The sequence below is a fragment of the Amycolatopsis sp. NPDC059657 genome (assembly GCF_042734395.1).
Lineage (GTDB): Bacteria > Actinomycetota > Actinomycetes > Mycobacteriales > Pseudonocardiaceae > Amycolatopsis.
This window is the reverse complement of record NZ_JBHWEB010000061.1, coordinates 41671-57771: the sequence shown is the minus strand read 5'-3', so window position 1 is coordinate 57771 and position 16101 is coordinate 41671. Positions and strand designations below refer to the sequence as shown.

Sequence of the window (16101 nt, the reverse complement as noted above, 5' to 3'; positions counted from 1 at the left end):
AACCCCACCGCCAAACAGGGAACCGAACTCGCCATTTCCCAGAAACGAACCGACAAAAGGGCGGTCACAACCGACAGAACCCCCGGATCCCTACACCACCACCGAAGTTTGATCGGCTGCGCAAGGCTCTGCGCGGCGACCGTGGCGCCGTGAGCGCCGAACTGGTGATCGCCGCGCCACTGCTGCTGCTGATCCTGCTGGCGATCGTGCAGTTCGCGCTCTGGTCCCACGCCACCCACATCGCGCAAGCCGCAGCCTCACAAGGGCTTACCGCCGCGCGAGCACAGCAGGGAACCGCCGCGGCCGGAACCGCCGGCGCGAAACGGGTCCTCGACGCCCTCGCACGCGGCCCACTGACCGGCCCCGGGATCGACTCGACACGCACCGCCGAGTCGGCGTCGGTGCGGATCTTCGGCACCGCGACCTCGGTCCTGCCGTTCCTGACGTTACCGGTGCACGCCGAGGCCTCCGGCCCGGTCGAACGGTTCGTGCCGCTGCCCGCGGGATCGAGGTGACACCATGACCGGAGTGCCGTCCACCGGCCAGGCCTACCCGCATGGGCAGATTCTGGAGTTGTGGCATCCCTCGTGGACACCGAACCGGCTTCGGCTCCGGCTTGTCCGCGAAGCCGTCTGGCCGTTGCCGTGCGCCGCGGTGATTGCCGGAATCGGCCTCGTCATGTTCGGGATCCATACCCGCAATGACGTCATCGCCTGTCTCGACGTCTTCGCAGGCTTCATCGCCACGCTCGCCGGAGCAATGCACATCACGCTCTCACTCGTGATGTTTTTCGACGGTGACGACCTCCCGCCCGCACTCACCCGGGTTCCCGGCCAGCACCTCTACCGGCTCGAGGATTTCGCGAGCCTGCCCGAACCAGCGGCAGCGCTGGCGGAAGGCCTTCTCGTCACCGTTCATCGGCTTGACGCCAGCGGCGCCGACTGGCTTGATCCCTCGTTGCTCCGAGCGGGTCAGCTCGCCGCCTGGGACGCACTGGCTTGTCTCGACCGCACCCGCACCTTGCGCCACGCGTCAGAAGCGCGCATCTCGGGCGCGACGTGGGAGATCGCCGTCATCGACAACCGCATCGGCCGGATTCTGCGGTCACTTCAGCACAGCGCCGAACTCGCCGAGGCGTGGCAAGCAAAACTGGCCCACCACGAGTCCGGCTCACTCGCATCCGCCGAGCACTCCGCAGCGGAGATGACCGAAGGTGTCTTCGCCTACGTCACAGCCGCCCGTGACGTCCTCGACGCGGGCCCGTTCGCCTGGGAACACCCAGCATCCCACTCAGGCACGCTCTCCGTGTTCCTACGTCGTGCACAGGCGCGCGTGCTTGCAGGAGAGCGTCATGTGGAGTGATGCGCGAAGGCGGTGGGCCGCCTGGTGGCGAGCGGATCGTGGCTCGGTGTCCGCCGAGATCGCGTTGGTGACGCCTTTCCTGATCATGTTGCTGGTGTTCGTCGCCGTGGTCATCCATCGCGGTGTCGACGCCCGGCTGCGGCTCAACGGCGCCGCGCACCAGGCCGCCCGCGCAGCCAGTATCGAACGCACCTCGCCGACGGCCGCCGCCGCGGCACACACAACGGCCTCGAATGCCTTGTCCGCGGCCGGGATCAGCTGCCAGCAGCTGACTGTGGACACCGCTGGCAGCCAGGTACCCGGCAGCGCCGTGACGGTCACCGTGTCCTGCTCGGTCGACTTCGGTGACGCGCTGATACTCGGTGTTCCCGGCGAGAAACGCTTATCTGCCAATGCGACCGAACCCGTCGACACCTATCGGTCCGCCCTGACCACGGCTGGGAGCGGCTCATGATCCAGGCCGCACGGCGGTGGTGGGCCGCGGATGAGGGCCGGGTGAGCGAGTTCGTTGTCGTGCTCACGATCGGGATCCTCGCGCTGGCCGGGCTCACGCTCGACGGTGGCCTGGCGCTGGCCGCCAAGGTCAGGGCCACCGGTCAGGCTGAAGCCGCGGCCCGCGCCGGGGCACAAGCCATCGACCTCGCGGTGTACCGCGCGAACGGCCGGCTGCAGCTAGTTCCCGTGCAAGCCGTGTCCGCCGCCCAGAGCTACCTCGCCGGGACCGGCGCCAGCGGCTCGGTGACGGTCTCCGGTAACACGGTCACCGTCTCGATCACCGCGTCCCACACCACCCAGTTGCTCGGCCTGGTCGGCATATCCAGCCTGCCGATCCACGGCACCGGCAGCGCACATCCCCAACGCGGCGTCGTGACCATTTCCCTCGGGTTCGCGAATTCTGAAGTGGTAAACAGCGGGAACAGAAGTGCCGGTGGTGCGTGATGACGGTACCTGCACGCTTCGGTTCCGCAACCGACGGGAAGTCGTGTCCGGCTTCGGCCAGATCAGGCGTCTGGCGTGGACCTCGCTGCGGTCAGAACGGCGGTCACGGTGCGAGTCGCTGCGCGATCCTCGAGCAAGTCGGTGTTGTCGGCGAATTGGTCAACGGCCCCGGTGAGCGGCACAGCGCAAAGGCCAGGGTCGGTGATGCTGGCGAGGAGCGCCTGGCTGAATCGTCCGGCGTGCAAGACCTGGAATGGCCTGTCGTGGTAGGGGCGGGTGCCGGGGTCGAGCGGCTCGGTGAGTCCGAGTTGGTTGTGCAGCTTGGCGGTGGCCGAGTATGCCGTGGCGAGGTGGGCTTCCCGATCGCGCCACGTGGTAGCGGCGAGCGCTCCGGTCAGTGCCGGAGTAACTGTGGCTGCGAACGGGAGTTGGGCGAATGCGCTGCCAAGCCATTTGCTGTAGGGCGGGTAGCGGCGGTGCATCAGCAGGCTCAGCCGCATGAGGTCGCGGACCAGGCGCGCGGCGATGACGGCCGAGCCGAGTTCGTCGCCGACTTCTCCGCAACGTCCGACGAACGCCTCTTCCTGGGAGATCCGCTCCCATTGGCAGGCCAGGACGTAGCGCCAGATCTGCTCGGGATACCAGGCGAGATGCGAACGAGCGGAGGTGAGTTCACCTGTTCGGTCGTGAAAGACCGCGCCGGCGGTGATCTCGGCCAGGGTCTGAGTCGGGGTGGACAGCCAGTCGAGCGTCGCGATGCCGTCGCGTGGATCGAATCCCAGGTGCTGGGTGAGCCACACGTCGAGGCTGGTCACGTCGACGCGGTGGAAGACCGGCCCGTCGGTGACCTCCATGTGGCGTATGTGGTCGTTCCCGGTGGAGGCGAAGTTCGTCGGGTAGCCGTAGAACGTCTTTGGCAGCTCGTTGCTCAACACTGCGCCGATGTCGTGGGCATGCTGGTCCGCGTCGTGGCGGCGCAGGAGCAGCTGCAAGCGCGGACCCCATTCGTGATCAGCGGATCGGGCGGTGTCGAATCCGAGGACCTCCGAGCCGCCGCCGATCCGCGCAGCAGCATGGGGCAGGTCTCCGAAGTGCTCATGGAGCAGCGGCCGCACTGCCTCGTGGTAGAAGCGGCGCGACAATTCCAGGCCTGGGATGAACGAGTTGTCCATGAGAGGCATGGTCCCGCGCAAGGCGTGCATTCCGCGACTGGATATCGCCAGTGTGGGCCTGGGCTCGTCGATATCAGGCGGGTCAGGGACCGCGGTGTAGTGCTCAGCACCACCGACGGACAGGCCGAACAGATCGCAGAGTCGGAGTATGTCGCCGGCACGCCAACGCAAAGGAAATCCAGATGACTACGAGCGACATCGCCACAGCTGAGGAGATCGATCGCCGTATCGAGGCGGCCGACACCGCCCGGCGCGCGAAGCGATCCGCCGCGGCACAGGAGATCGGTGAACTCGCACGGCGTCGAGCGGTGCTTGCCGAGCAACTCGACGAGGTCGAACGGCAACTCGGTGCGGTACTCGCCGAGTCGAGCGATGTACTCGACATCGACGAACTGGCACGGTTCACCAATATTCCCGCAGCCGAACTGACGGGATGGCTCACCGCCCGGAAACCGGCCCGCGCCAAGCGAAAGAAGCCACCCACCGGCGAGTCGGGCACCACCAGCTGCGGACCATCCATCGCAGGAACACCGCCGAACGTCAAGGCATCCGCGCCGCCCAAGACCGGACCTCGCACCGAGGCCGTGAACGCCCCGGAGCGCGCCACAGCGGGCGTGCCATGACAACGCGCGGCGGTGCCGCGGTGACGAGCCGCCACATCAGGCTCGCCCTCGGCGCCAGGCGCGCTTCATGGCCTGTAGCGCGGTGAGCGACGGGGCGTTAGCCCTTTATTGCCAAGGAAATGAGCCTGCTGTGACCGCGACATCGCGCCAATCCCGCCGGGAGCCCACGCGGTCACCGCGTGCGAATCGCGGCGACTGGTGGGCGCTGGCCGGCGTTCTCCGGTTTCTCTGCCGGACCTTGGAAGGGCTCGCCGCCGCCGCGGTGCTGCTCGTGCTTGTCGCGGGTGTGCCGTGGGCGTTGTGGCACTACATCGGGTGGCCGCTGCCGAACCATGTTCCGATGTGGGCCGAGGTCGAAGGTGTGCTGCTCGGCCCGATGACGGCCACTTTCCTGCTGGATTTCCTCGCGTGCCTGTGCTGGATGACGTGGGCCGCGTTCACTCTCGACGTCGCACGCTGCGCGGTGGAGGCGGCCCGCAACGGCGTCCACGGCACCCGGCGCCCGGATTTCTCCGCTGCTGGCCCGATGCACGCGCTGGCGGGGCTGCTGGTCGGCGCGGTCCTGCTGGCCGTATTGGGCAACCGGGCGGTCCCAGCCCCTCCCGCCGCGTTGTCTGCCGCGCTCGGGACCGGGTCGCAGGTCGTGGCAACCGCCCCGGCATGGCAGCACCCGGCACCCGACGAGCCGATGGCCGTCCGCAACGCCGCCCAGGCCATTGTCGGGGGCGGGACAACCGTGCGTGCCTCCGCGCATGCCGAGTCGGTGGTTGTGCTGGCACCACGAGGCGGAGTCCATGACTCGTTGTGGCGCATCGCCCAGCGCACACTCGGCGACGGCACCCGCTGGCCCGAGATCTTCGAAGCCAACCAGGGCAAACCCCAGCCGAACGGGCATACGTTCACCAAACCCAGCCTGATCTTTCCCGGCGAGGAACTCGCACTGCCACGGAATGCCAACGCGCAGACCGAACCGCCGCGGCCAGCCGTCCCGGACCAGTCCTCCCCCTCGCCGGTGACGCCTCCTCCGCCCGCCACCGCTGCGCCTCCGACGAGCATCCGGCCGTCCACAGCAGCGCCACCGGCGGCATCCCCTCAAGCACGTACGGACGCGACCGAAACGCATCCGGACGCGATGACGGGTGCGCCTGGCCTGCGGTGGGGAACGGAACTGTTCGTCGGACTTGGGCTGGCGGCCGCGGTCGGTGCGGCGCTGCTGGCCGCCCGCCGCCGCTACCGCGGCAAGTACCGGCCCGGCAGCGGAGATCGCGACGACCTGCCTGTGGCGCCGGTGGTCTACCAGCTGCGCCTGGCGCACCTTCGCGCCGAGGCCGACGACGAGATCGACCTCGACGAGGACTGTCCCGAAGACGGGGAACAGCGTTCCCGCTGTGTCCCGGCCGCGCCGCCCCTCGTTGTGGGCGTGTCTGCGACCGGCGCTGGTCGCGCCGAGGGCCTTGTGCCGGGGTTGGGTGTCCGCGACGGTCGCGAGGTCGCCTTGGACCTCGCGACCGCCCGCGGTCTCGGGCTGATCGGCGCCGGCGCTCCCGCCGCGGCCCGCGCGCTGCTGGTCGCCGCGCTCGCCACCGCACCTGGCCGCACGGCGCCCTCGGACGCGGCGATCGTCATCGCCCCGGTCGACGACCTGGTCGCGGTCCTCGGACGCGGCGCCACCCAGCAGCGGCTGCCTTCGGCCGTGCGGGTCGTCGACGATCTGGAGGAGGCGCTGGACGTGGTGGAGGCCGAGACGCTGGTGCGTGCCTCGGCGAGCCGTGAACCCGGCGTCGAGGCGGGGACGTGGCTGCCGCTGGTGCTGGTGGCCCGGCCACCGGCGCAGCCTGGGCGGTTGCAGGCGGTTCTGGACAACGGCGCGCCGTTCGGCGTCACCGGTCTGCTGCTGGGCCAGTGGCAACCTGGCGTCACCTGCTACGTCCGGTCAGATGGCACGATCTCGTCCACCGGCCCCGGTCTGGGCGAGGCCCTGCGCGGCGCCCGGATGTTCCGCCTCGGCGACGATGACGCCGCCGACCTGCTGGCCCTGCTGCACGACGCCGAGCCCGAGTCACCCGCCACCGGTGCCCCTGCCGGTGCGCCGCCCAGGCCGCGCTCTCGCAGCGTCATGACGCACCCCGCCGGCAACGACCAGATGACAACGGTCGAGGCAGCCCGGCTCGAGACCAGTCCCCCGGACACAGGTGAGCTTGAGCTGGAGGTCACGGCCGCGGTCGCGCAGCCGTCCCCACCGGACACCGCGCTGGAGATCCTCGTTCCCAGACATGACCGGACACGGGGCGTCCGGCCTCAGCCGGGGAACCCGAATCATCAGCGTCTCGCCGTGCCGCCTGCGGCCGGTGACGAGGCGAGCCACCTGAGCGCGAGCGAGGCCGACCAGGAGCCTGCGTCGACCGGTGAGCACAGCAGCCCCGCGACTGACACGTCGCCGACCGCCCCCGGCGAGCAGGACACGGACCGCGCGTCGATCACGGTCAACGTGCTTGGTGGCCTGCGCGTGCGCTGGCATCCCGAACCCGGTGACGCCGGCAGTTCGCGGGAGATCACCGGGACGTTGCAGCCTCGGACCAAGGAACTGCTGGTGTTGCTGGCGCTGCACCCTGCGGGCGCGACGCGTGAGACGCTGGTCTCGGCGTTGTGGGGTCAGGACCCGCCGGCCCGGCCGACCAACGCCTTGCACACCGCGCTGTCACGGCTGCGCCACGCGGTGGCCGCCGCCACCGCTGGCGCCGTCACCGACATCGTCTCGGCCGGCAACGACCGGTACCTGCTTGACCCGGCGACCGTGCGCAGCGACTACTGGCGCTTCGCGCGCGCTGTGTCCGCACGCCGCGTCGCGGTCACCGACCAGGCCCGTGTCGACGCCTACCGGGACGTGGTCAACAGCTATGGCGGCGCGCTGGCCGAGGGCATGGCATGCGAGTGGATCGAGCCCGCTCGCGAGGCGACCCGCCGCGACGCGATCGACGCCGTCGCCGCGCTGGCCCGCGCCCTGGTGGACTCCGATCCACAGCAGACCCTGGATCTGCTCGAAGTCGCGCGGGCGTTCGATCCGCACAACGAACTGCTCTACCGCGACATCATGCGGCTGCAGGAACGCCTCGGGCAGCTCGACGCCATCCCCCGGACACTGACCCTGCTGACCACCCGGCTGGCAGAGGTCGACGCGACGCCCACCGCCCAGGCTCGTGGCCTGGCCGCCCGGCTGGGCCAGCGCCACGACGACATCCCTGGCACCGTCACAACGTCGCGCGGGCACGGCGAACGTGGTCACAGCGCAGCCAGCTGAACCGGTGGCATCACAACGGTGCGAACCTGGCGACGCCCGCCCGCACCGAGCGGCCGCCTCCCCGATCGCTCTAGTCGTCATCTTCGGCGTCAGTGAGACCGAGAATTCCCCGCTCGGCAATTCCGCCAAGCACCTTTCTTCCGTCTCCATTCTTGAGACTGCGCGCCTGATCTCGCACGACGAGTCCCTGGCGTTACTCGGCTCAGGCAGCCAGCGCCGCCGACAGCGCGTCCCGACCTTCACGACTTTCCGCCTAGAAGGTCAAGCCGCGGCGACGAAGAAGTCGTCCTGCAGCCACAAGTTCCACTCAGACCACTCTTCGGTATTCTTTTTTTCGTCGACGCGACGGAATGCTATCGTGCGATACAGCGCGTTTGTGCAACTATTCTTTATCGCCGAGATACGAGTCGATCGTGAAAAGAGCTACTTTTCGCCACATGTGGCCACCCGGGAACACAGCCGGGGTGGCAGATGCGCGCTTCCCCGCGGCAGGGCAGGTCAGGTCGTGCTTAAGCCAGGTGCGCTCGCGACATTTAGGCGCGGAGCGACGTGTGGCCGGATGTTGCGGCGAGTAGTCGAGTCGATGGTCGGCCGCACGCACAGCAACTTCCGTCGGGGGTTCATACGGGGGATCAGGATGGGGTTCATACGGGGGTTCAGGTTAGAGCGGTACCCCCGCCGCACGCGAAAGACGCTGGTCGTGGCGGCAACAGGGGGATCCGCTGGTGTCCCAGACTCGCTTGTCCACAAGCCGGTAGACACATCGGGGCGGGCTAGGCGGTCAGCGCTTCGATTCACTCCCATTGGTCACCCTGTTGTTGCAACTCATCCCAACTATCACTCGCCTTTCTTATTCATCTATTTTATTTCTTGTCGCCTGTTGGCACTATTCCCAGCGCCACCCCCTGGCGTTTCCGTCCGTGGTCGCCGGCGCGCCACCGGCCCCCTGACCTGCGCAAATCGACGTGGCGACGGTCGGAATTGCGGCCACACGGTCGACTTTCGATATGTTGAAAATAGGAATCGGGACAATGGCAAAAGTCTTGAAATTCGTCGCCCATTTCTATTGCGCGGGTCGCGCGGCGGAGTAATAATTGAATTACCGGGAAAACCGGGAACCACGCCTAATACCACACCCGGCGCGAGCCATATGCAAAACAGGGAGCCGATTATGTGCATTGTCGATACCACTACCGAAACTGACGGAACGGTCACCGTGTTTTGCTACTGCGGGTGGCATGACTACGGCCACGCGACCCAGGAATCGGCCGACGTCGCCGCCTACGCCCACCAGGAATTGGCCGACGCCGACCCGTACGCCCAGTTTCACACGCCCGACACCGCCGACGCTGACGACCACACCGCCGACGTGTGACGTTTCCCCGCCGCCCGCACTAGTCCCGAAAGGACAACCCGCGATGACCACGCCCACCCCGTCCGCCACGGCACCCACCGCCGCGCCAACCACCCCGGCGGGTGCGTCAGTTTCCCGGCTACGCAACGGTGAACTCCGCGCGATGGTCGCGAAAGTCCTCGCCGACAGCGCGGGCACCCATTTCACCCCGCGCGCCATCGCGCACACCCTCAACCGGTCATCCGGGGCGGTCGGCAACGCGTGCAAAGCGTTGGCGGACAAGGGGGAAGCCGCAATCGCCTCAACCGCACCGCTGGCCTACCGGGCGACCGCGACCACGGCGGCCGCCGCCGCGACCACGATCACCCCCGCACCGCCCCGCACGCCCCGCCCGAAAACCCCGCAACCGACCGCCGCGCCCGCGACCACCGCCACCCCGCCGGGATCGGGCGGGACCGCTACCGGTGCGACGGTGCGCGTGGCGACCGGTCCGGTGAAACGCCCCAACGGCTTGGACTACCACCCCCGGATGCTGTCCGGCATGCCGGATGTGACCGCGTTGCAACGGTTGCGCGTGGCCGGGGTGTCCGCGCTGATGTACGGGCCGCCCGGTACGGGGAAGACGTCGGTGATCGAGGCGGCGTTCCCGGATCTGTTGACGGTGCAGGGTGACGGGGACACCACGGTCGCCGACTTCGTGGGCGAGTACACCCAGACCGACGACGGCCGTTACGTGTTCGTGCACGGCCCGCTCGTCCGCGCGATGCGTGAGGGCGTGCCGCTGTTCATCGACGACGCCACACTCATCGCACCCACGGTGTTGGCGGTGGTCTACCCCGCGATGGACGGACGCCGACAGATCGTGATCAAAGCCAACGGCGGTGAAATCGTCGACGCCGCACCGGGTTTCTACGTCGTGGCCGGACACAACCCCGGGGTGCATGGCGCGATCCTCACCGACGCCCTGTCATCGCGGTTCTCCGTTCAGGTCCACGTGTCCACCGACTACGACCTCGCCGCGCAGCTCAACGTCGACAAACGGGCGGTGAAAGTCGCCCGCAACCTCGCCACCCGCCACAGCAAAGGCGAGATCGGGTGGGCACCGCAACTTCGCGAACTGATCGCGTTTCAGAAGATCGCGGGCGTGCTGGGTGCGGACGCCGCCGCCGGAAACCTGGTCGGCATCGCACCGGAAGAGGATCGCGAGATCGTCGCCGCCACCGTCAAAGCCGTGTTCGGCACCACCGTGTCACCACTGGCACTCGGTGCCCGCATTTGACCCCATCCGCCACCGACCACCCGCCGCTGTCGCGAAAGGACACACCCACGATGACTACCCATCTGCTCGCCGATCCCGACGCGACCGGTGCCGCCGTGTTCCCCGCCCGCGCGGATTGGCTGACACTGTCCGCCGCACTCGTCGATGAGGTCGAGATCATCGCCGACCGCGAGGACCTGCTGGTCAGCATCGTGCCTGGTGCGGGCGGTGGTGCGCCAGCGTGTTTCTACCCCGCCCGCGCGCTGATCGAAGTAGACGGCACCCACCTCGGGGTGGACCCCGCCACCGTGGACCCCGCCAACCTCGCCGACCGTGCCCGCTACGCGACCACGTGGGGACTGCTGACCCACGAATGCGGGCACGCCAAACACACCGCGTGGGAACCGCCCGACGACGTGCCTCCCGCTGTGGTCGAGGCCGCCATGCTGCTGGAAGAGCCGCGCATGGAAGCCGCGCAGGTCCGCCGCCGCCCTGACGATAGGCACTGGTTGCGCGCGTCGGCCACCGACCTGATCCTCGCCGACACCGACGCCACCGACCCCGCCCGCGCACCGCAAATGACCAAACAGGACGCCGCCCGCACCGCCGCTCTGTTGCTGGCACGGGTGGACGGAGGAATTCTCACCACCGCTGAAACCGCCCCCGTCGCCACCGTGGTGGAGACCATCCTCGGCGCGGACCTTCTGACCGAGTTGCGTGGGTTGTGGCGCGAAGCGCTACGTTCCGCCGACGACGACGCCGACGCGATGATCGACCTCGGGCGGCGGTGGTGCGCGGCCATCGGCACCGACCCCGACAACGCCGACCCGGACCCTGGCTCGTCCGGCGACGACCCGGACGCGTCGGCCGGATCGGGCGCGCCGTCACCGCTGACCCAGGCCATTGGGCAGGCGTTGGCGAACGTGGCGCGCGCGGTGGCGAAAGAGCCTCCGCCGCAGGACCCCGCCGCCGTGGCGGCCGCACAACAGGCCGCCGACGACGCCGCTCACCAAGCCAGCGAAGCCACCGCGCGCACGGTGTTCTCCGGCGCGCACTACAACCCCCAGGGCTACGGGGACACCGCCACGGCGGGCACCCGCCCGCCCACCGCCGACGAACGCACCGCCGCCCGCGTGCTCGCGCGCGCCCTGTCCACCGCCGGAGTCCGCGAACGCGTCGCGGTCAAGTCCACCTCCCCGATCCCGCCGGGACGGCTGCGCATGCGCGGCGCGCTCGCCGCCGACGCTCAACGCGCCGCCGGAGCGGCCGTGACCGCCGAACCGTTCACCCGCACCACCCGGCTCGTCACGCCCGCACCGCCGCTAAGGCTGGGTATCGCGTGCGACGTGTCCGGCTCGATGGGCTACCTGCGCGGCCCGGTCGCCTCCACCGCGTGGATCCTCGCCCACGCCGGAACGCGCGCCACCGCCGAGGTCACCACCGCCACCGTCATCTACGGCGCGCACGTCCGCCCGATCACCCACCCCGGCACCGTCCCCGACGTCGTAACCGAATTCGAAGCCGAGGACGGCTCCCACGAGATCGCCGCCGCCACCGCCGCCCTCGACGGCGCACTCGGGCTGTCCCGCCCCGGCGCGGCACGGTTGCTCGTGATCGTGTCCGACGGGCACTACGACCGCGACGAACGCCGCGCCGGACGCAAACAGGTCGACCGGTTGCGCGCGTCCGGCTGTGCCGTGCTGTGGCTCACCACCGACGACCGCGACGACCCCTTCGACGGCGTCACCGTCCACAAACTGACCAACCCGACCGCCACCGCCCGAGCCATCGGACACGCCGCCACCACCGCCCTGCGCACCACCCACTAACCCGACGACACCACAGGAGATCACATGTTCACCCGACGCAACACAACCCGCCTGCCACGCCGACAGCTCGCCGACCTCCACCGCGCCCAAACCGCACACGCACACGCCAGCACCCTTGGCATAGGGCAAAAACACGATGAAACCAGGCTGCAGGCCGCGAGCGCTTTGGCGCGCCAGTACCGCACGTTGAGCACCGGATTAGCGGGCCCTCTGGCCGTTGCTCTCAGCCATGCGGGCGAACTGGTGGCTCGGGAGGCCAGCGAGCTTGACGAGCTCCTCGCCGAAGACTTCGACATGGGGTGACCAATACCACCGTCGCGACCGTGGGTGACCTGATCGCCGCCCTCGACCGGTACGACCTGACCACCCCAGTACGGCTCGCCACACAACCCGGCTACCCGCTGGCGAACACCCTCGCCCGGGTCACGTGCACCCGCACCGAGTCGCCCGTGGTGTGGCTCGGCGCGGGCGAGCAGATCGGGTACTTGCCCGCATTCGCCGCCGACGCCTTGGGGTGGTCGTGATGACGACCACCGCACCCGGACTCACCACCGGACTGGCCGAGCGTGCCATCCACGCCGCACGCGTCCACCGGGCCGCCGACCCCGACGGGTTCCACCACCGCCACGACGATCCCGCCCACTGGGCCCGCTGGGCACACCGCGCCCGCAAGGCCCGTGCCATCGCCGCCGCCTTACAGACCACTGTGGACAGTGTGCTCGTCACCGACGACCCGCGACGCCAGTACCGCACCCGCACCGGACCGGTACCCGGTGACCTGATCACCGTCACCGACCCGGCGACCGGGGACGTGTGGCGTTTCATCCCGGACGTCACCACCCCCGGCGGCGGCTGGCTGCTGCTCGACCGCTGCCCTGAATGCGAGAACGAAGTCCCCGTCACCCGCATCGCCACCCTCGGCGACCTCGGTGAATACCTCGACCCCGACTACGACGCCACGATCGCCGACGAAGCTCGCGACGAGTCGCACCACCAGCCCGGCTGCGGTCTCGCCTGGACTACGGCGCACCGCTGAACCCCACCTCGTCACATCCCATACACGCCAGGAGGAACCCATCATGGCCGCCACCACGCCCGCCACCGCCACACCTACCGAGCTCGCTCTCCCGCCCGGGGCCGTTGTGCTCGTCCCGGCTCCGCCGCACACCGTGCCGCTACGCCCACCCGACGAGGCGTGGGGACTGGTCATCGTGGCGGCACAGGCCCCCGACGCCATCACGGCCAACCTCGTGGCGGGGATCTGGCTGCCCGAACAGCCTCCCGCCGACTTATACGACGGTGACGTCGTCGTACGGCTGAAACCTCCGTACAGCGAACGAAACCCCAACGACCCGAAGAGGGCCAACGTCGGCTACTTCAGCGCCGAGCAGGGCGAATGGCGCACGATCTGCGCCTGGAGGCAATCGATGACCGCACAATGGCCACACGAGATCGCCTGGGAACTGTCCCGGCAGATGCGCCGCAACGCCGACGCCGCCCAGTACGACGCTCAATGGCTGACGATCACCGGATCGATCGGCGCCTCGCGCTGCCCGCACTGCCCCGCGGTGATCCCTCGCCGCACACCGGACGCCCTCGCCGACCTCATCAAGGCAGGACTGGTCAAAGTAGGCGAAAAACTCGTGTGGGGCACGCACACCGCCACGGTCCGGGAAGGTGGCTTGCTGCATGACGACGGGCCGCTCGAGTCCACTGTCTCGACCGTCACCTCGCTGGCCACCAGCCTCGCGGGCTACCCCGTCAACGGCTGGCATTTCTGGCGACGAGCACGCGACAACCGCCCGCTATCCGAGCTGCGTGCCGCACTCGCCCTCCGCTGACCGCAGCGACCCGCGTGCTGGGTCCGCCAGCCGAGCGGCTGCCCCACCGGAGCGCTGAGAGCCGCGAACGCCACATCGATCTTCCACACCGACCACAGAAACCCCGCAACCCGAAGGAGATCGCCCATGCCCCCCTGCGAAGTTCCCGAGACCGTGGTCCGACGCTTCACCGAGAACGGCTGCGTGGTGACCGGAGTCGTCTCCGATCCCGCCGACGCGCAACGAGTCCTCTACGGCACCGTCACCCGCGACAGGGTACTTGTTGGCAGCTACTACTGCGCCGACCGCATCCGCCAACGCGACTGGCGCATCGTCACCGCCCAGGGCGAACACCTCACTCTCGATGGGCGACCCGTGAACCCGGTCTCCGACGGTGCCGCCGTGATCGTGCTGACCACCATCCTCACTGGAGAAGACCCGCACGAGATCGACCGGCAACTACGCGACGCCACACGCGCGCCCCGGTGGTGATCGGTGGCCACGACCGCCGACTTCTACGACGGGCGGGGATCGCGCGCTGTCTGGCTCGGCTCCCTTCAGGGCGATGCCGACCCCGCCACCGTGCGGTCCGTCTCCTGTGGACGGCTGCTGCTGGACGCGGCCGACCCGCTCACCTACGCCGACGCCGCAGCCGATCTGCTCGAGGTATGGGCCGACGAGAACCACGGCCACGGCTACCACCCGCGATATGGCTGGCCGTGGTTGTGGCCCGACAGCCGCGACACCGACTGGGTGTTCACGTTCGACCACGGTCGGGTGTGGATCGCGACCGGGCACGCGTGGCTACGTGCCCACCACCACGCCACCCAGTAGACCGAACAAACGATCACCACAAACCCAGAAACCCACGAGCACGCGAGGAGCTAGCGATGTCCGAGACCACATCCACGGAAACCGCTGTGCGCGCACAGCCGATGTCCGCCGCCGAGCACTGTGCCGCCGCCGAGAACGAGTTCACCCGCGCCCAGCAACTCTACGAGTCTGGCGAGTCTGACGTGGAATACCGGCGGCGTATGGAATGGGCCTCGATGCACCTGCGCATCGCCGAGGTGGTGACTGGCGGAGCCTCGCTCGCCATCGAGTACGCCGTGGCGAAGGAAGGCCCCGCATACCGAGGCGTCGGGCACACCGACGCAGGAAGGGAAGCCTGGGCGTGGACCGAACTACTCGGACGAGCACGATGATGAACTCGGCAGAACGAGACAACGAGATGAACAACCACAACGAAAGTACTCAGCGCAAACAAATACGCGTCATGGACTTCGAGGCGACGTGCCCTGACTGCGCCGTCGCCGTCGGCGAAGCACACGACTACGACGAACACGACGGCGGCTGCGACGTCGCACGCTGCCTCGTCACCGGGCTGCAGCGGCTGATGTGCGACCTCGACCACGACTGCGGGCGAGACGTCTGGACCGGATGGTGGCCCGGCCTCCTCGACTGCGAACAACGCGGCTGGATGATCGGCCCTGGGCTTCCCGACCTCAATCGCCTCTACACCGAGGCGACCTGGGATCCCGCACGATGCACGTGGGTGAAGTCCAACTGACCTTGCTCACGCTTGCCGACAAACTCTGGGCGGGGCCCGCCCGCCGGCCCCCGCGGGGTGAGGCTTTGGGGTTTGCACCCCGCGGGCGAGGGCGGGCTTCGTCTTCTCGGCGTCGCTGGAAAGGTCCAGCCCGCGCACGACCTTCCCGTCCTGTCCTCAGAGGGCATCACCATCCACGAACGGCACCCGTTGCCCCCTGAGCTGGCTACTCGAACGAAGGGTTCCCATCATGGGTTTCACCGGTTCACTCATCCTCGGCCGCTCCCGGGTCTCGCTGCTCGACCTGCTGGCACCGCACGAGGTCGAGCTCGTTGGCCGCCTCGACGACCTCTGGCAGCTGGCTGCCGTCATGGGAGAGGTCGCCGACGTACCCGGCTGGGCCGCCGCGCTGGTCGAGGGCACCGCCGCGCCCGTGCTGATCGCGGTCATCGACGACAGCGACACCGCGCTCCTGTTGGCCGACAGTCCCCTCGGACATCGGTGGATCACGGTGCTCAACGCCCCGGCCGACAGTGCGGGCCGGGCGGCGGTCGCCGACACCAGGGCGATGACCGAGATCGCGAAGACCGCCGTCGCCTGGGCTGCTGAAGCGGGGCACACCGTCGCCCTCGAGCCCGTCTTGACGGCGTTGTGCGCGGCCGATCGCGACAACCGGGCCGCCGATCAGGCGTGGAACGACGCGGCGGGTGACATCGCGGCGATGAGCGCGATCGTGCGCAACCAGATCTCGTTCATCGAGGTGTACGTGCTCCGGGTACTGGCCGCGCTTGAGGTTTCCGTGCCAGCCCTGAACCTCGAGTCGTGGTGGGCGCATCTCGCCCAGCAGGCACACTCCCCGTCCCCGTATCCCGGAGACCTGCCAACCGGATAGCGAGC

General features: G+C 69.0%; 19 protein-coding genes. 18 read left to right on the top strand and 1 reads right to left on the bottom strand.

The features are described from left to right. The first annotated feature begins 149 nt into the window (after nt 1-149). From ACFV15_RS28915 to ACFV15_RS28900, 4 genes are read left to right on the top strand one after another with little or no spacing between them, the layout of a single operon-like run. Nucleotides 150-515 (top strand): TadE/TadG family type IV pilus assembly protein, encoded by a 366-nt coding sequence (locus tag ACFV15_RS28915; protein ID WP_378353992.1) that lies wholly within the window; start codon nt 150-152, stop codon nt 513-515. Between the two features lie 4 nt (nt 516-519). After that, on the top strand, nt 520-1362 hold the full coding sequence (locus tag ACFV15_RS28910; RefSeq protein WP_378353991.1) for a hypothetical protein: 843 nt from the start codon (nt 520-522) through the stop codon (nt 1360-1362). A gap of 46 nt (nt 1363-1408) precedes the next feature. After that, nucleotides 1409-1816, top strand: coding sequence for a TadE/TadG family type IV pilus assembly protein (locus ACFV15_RS28905; RefSeq protein WP_378353989.1), 408 nt, complete (start codon nt 1409-1411; stop codon nt 1814-1816). Then, nucleotides 1813-2301, top strand: a complete 489-nt coding sequence (locus tag ACFV15_RS28900; protein WP_378353988.1) for a pilus assembly protein TadG-related protein — start codon at nt 1813-1815, stop codon at nt 2299-2301. Before ACFV15_RS28905 ends, ACFV15_RS28900 begins: the two co-directional genes overlap by 4 nt. Nucleotides 2302-2363: 62 nt before the next feature. Here the strand turns inward: ACFV15_RS28900 and ACFV15_RS28895 are convergent, their stop codons facing one another. Beyond that, nucleotides 2364-3473 (bottom strand): DUF4037 domain-containing protein, encoded by a 1110-nt coding sequence (locus ACFV15_RS28895; protein ID WP_378353987.1) that lies wholly within the window; start codon nt 3471-3473, stop codon nt 2364-2366. 182 nt (nt 3474-3655) lie between these two features. On the opposite strand from ACFV15_RS28895, the gene ACFV15_RS28890 reads away from it, so the two are divergent. The 14 genes from ACFV15_RS28890 (at nt 3656) to ACFV15_RS28825 (ending at nt 16096) form a co-directional block, all read left to right on the top strand. Further along, entirely contained in the window at nt 3656-4096 is a 441-nt protein-coding gene (locus ACFV15_RS28890) for a hypothetical protein (protein WP_378353985.1), read from the top strand. 130 nt (nt 4097-4226) lie between these two features. Then, the gene (locus tag ACFV15_RS28885; protein WP_378353984.1) at nt 4227-7394 is read left to right on the top strand and encodes a BTAD domain-containing putative transcriptional regulator; all 3168 of its coding nucleotides are present in this window, start codon (nt 4227-4229) and stop codon (nt 7392-7394) included. Between the two features lie 1171 nt (nt 7395-8565). After that, nucleotides 8566-8769, top strand: coding sequence for a hypothetical protein (locus ACFV15_RS28880; RefSeq protein ID WP_378353983.1), 204 nt, complete (start codon nt 8566-8568; stop codon nt 8767-8769). A gap of 43 nt (nt 8770-8812) precedes the next feature. Further along, nucleotides 8813-10027, top strand: a complete 1215-nt coding sequence (locus ACFV15_RS28875; RefSeq protein WP_378353982.1) for an AAA family ATPase — start codon at nt 8813-8815, stop codon at nt 10025-10027. A 50-nt stretch (nt 10028-10077) separates the two neighbouring features. Next, nucleotides 10078-11835, top strand: coding sequence for a VWA domain-containing protein (locus ACFV15_RS28870; protein WP_378353980.1), 1758 nt, complete (start codon nt 10078-10080; stop codon nt 11833-11835). 24 nt (nt 11836-11859) lie between these two features. Then, a complete protein-coding gene (locus tag ACFV15_RS28865) occupies nt 11860-12138 on the top strand; it encodes a hypothetical protein (RefSeq protein WP_378353979.1) in 279 nt (92 codons plus the stop codon). Next, complete coding sequence (locus ACFV15_RS28860; RefSeq protein WP_378353978.1) at nt 12135-12359, top strand: hypothetical protein; 225 nt, start codon at nt 12135-12137, stop codon at nt 12357-12359. The genes ACFV15_RS28865 and ACFV15_RS28860 overlap by 4 nt, the downstream gene beginning before the upstream one ends. Next, nucleotides 12359-12871, top strand: coding sequence for a hypothetical protein (locus ACFV15_RS28855; protein ID WP_378353977.1), 513 nt, complete (start codon nt 12359-12361; stop codon nt 12869-12871). The genes ACFV15_RS28860 and ACFV15_RS28855 overlap by 1 nt, the downstream gene beginning before the upstream one ends. Nucleotides 12872-12914: 43 nt before the next feature. Then, nucleotides 12915-13676 (top strand): hypothetical protein, encoded by a 762-nt coding sequence (locus tag ACFV15_RS28850; RefSeq protein WP_378353976.1) that lies wholly within the window; start codon nt 12915-12917, stop codon nt 13674-13676. A 126-nt stretch (nt 13677-13802) separates the two neighbouring features. Beyond that, complete coding sequence (locus ACFV15_RS28845; RefSeq protein WP_378353975.1) at nt 13803-14147, top strand: hypothetical protein; 345 nt, start codon at nt 13803-13805, stop codon at nt 14145-14147. Between the two features lie 3 nt (nt 14148-14150). Next, nucleotides 14151-14489 (top strand): hypothetical protein, encoded by a 339-nt coding sequence (locus ACFV15_RS28840; protein ID WP_378353974.1) that lies wholly within the window; start codon nt 14151-14153, stop codon nt 14487-14489. 56 nt (nt 14490-14545) lie between these two features. Beyond that, nucleotides 14546-14860 (top strand): hypothetical protein, encoded by a 315-nt coding sequence (locus tag ACFV15_RS28835; protein ID WP_378353973.1) that lies wholly within the window; start codon nt 14546-14548, stop codon nt 14858-14860. After that, nucleotides 14860-15225 (top strand): hypothetical protein, encoded by a 366-nt coding sequence (locus ACFV15_RS28830; RefSeq protein ID WP_378353971.1) that lies wholly within the window; start codon nt 14860-14862, stop codon nt 15223-15225. Before ACFV15_RS28835 ends, ACFV15_RS28830 begins: the two co-directional genes overlap by 1 nt. Nucleotides 15226-15454: 229 nt before the next feature. Continuing rightward, complete coding sequence (locus ACFV15_RS28825) at nt 15455-16096, top strand: hypothetical protein (RefSeq protein ID WP_378353969.1); 642 nt, start codon at nt 15455-15457, stop codon at nt 16094-16096. The last annotated feature ends 5 nt before the right edge of the window (nt 16097-16101 follow it).